The 1,154-nt window shown below is 49.0% G+C and carries 1 protein-coding gene; it reads left to right on the top strand.

Annotated features, from left to right (window positions below; genetic code table 11):
* Nucleotides 1–62 precede the first annotated feature (62 nt).
* Nucleotides 63–1,154, top strand: a protein-coding gene (locus ACCI49_RS24725) for an IS3 family transposase (protein WP_371841924.1) whose coding sequence is annotated in 2 segments (ribosomal slippage) — nucleotides 63–321 and nucleotides 321–1,154 — 1,093 coding nt annotated over the 2 segments. Because the reading frame shifts where the segments join, the coding sequence is not laid out codon by codon here. This gene is flagged as partial in the annotation.

Below are 1,154 nucleotides of genomic sequence, written 5' to 3'. Positions count from 1 at the left end.
TGATCCTACCCACCAACGACGGACACTCTCTTAAGCGATAAACTACGCAGCAGAGGTGCTCTATGACAAGACCAAGTAAACCAACCAAAACCACTCGTAAACAATACTCAGAGGAGTATAGAAAAGATGCCCTAGCACTGGCGCTCAAGGTCGGTGTAAGCGTTGCCGCTAAGCAGCTTGGGTTGCATCCTTCCCAGATTTACGGATGGCGAAGTAAGGCTAAGTTACATCAGAGCCGAGGGGATGCCGAGAGAGAGCTGGCCACAGAGAACGCTCGACTTAAGCGGCAGCTGGCTGAGCAGGCAGAGGAGCTGGCGATCTTAAAAAAGGCCGCAGCGTACTTTGCAAAGAGCCTGAAATGAGGTACGCCTTCATGCAAAAGCACAGGCATGAGTTCAGCATCAAAGCGATGGCCAAGCTGTTGGGCGTATCTCGCAGTGGGTTTTACGACTGGGTGTCAAGATCGGCCGACCAATCCAAGCACCAGCAGTACCGAATGAAGCTTGATAGCTTGGTACAGCAGCGCTTTATAGCCAGTAAAGAACGTAGTGGCGCCCCTCGCCTGACGAAGGAGTTGGCCAGTGAGGGGAGTAAATATAATCAAAAAACAATTGCTGCCAGCATGCGTCGACAGGGCCTACGGGCTAAAGCAGCCAAGAGATATAAAGCCACAACCTACTCAAAACATGGTCTGCCAGTGGCCCCAAATCTGCTTGAGCAGAACTTCAATGCTGAAGCGCCGAATCAGAAATGGGCCGGGGATATAACCTACCTACGAACAGAAGAAGGTTGGTTATATCTAGCTGTAGTGATAGACCTATATAGTCGGCTGGTTATTGGTTGGGCGATGTCGGAAACTATGACGGCTACATTGGTCTGTGACGCCCTTCAAATGGCTTTATGGCGACGTAAGAAACCTACGAATGTTATCGTGCATACTGACAGGGGAAGCCAGTATTGCTCTAAAGATTATCAATCTTTAATTACAACGTATGATCTGCGGTGCAGCATGAGCGCCAAAGGTAATTGCTACGATAACGCCTGTGCAGAAACGTTCTTTCACTCACTTAAAGTAGAAGCAATTCATGGCAACCGCTTTCCCACAAGGTGCCTCATGCGAGAAACCGTATTTGAGTATATAGAGATAGACTACA

It is taken from the genome of Microbulbifer epialgicus (assembly GCF_041447265.1).
In the GTDB taxonomy this organism is placed as follows: domain Bacteria; phylum Pseudomonadota; class Gammaproteobacteria; order Pseudomonadales; family Cellvibrionaceae; genus Microbulbifer; species Microbulbifer epialgicus.
This window is presented reverse-complemented; position numbering and strand designations above follow the sequence as displayed.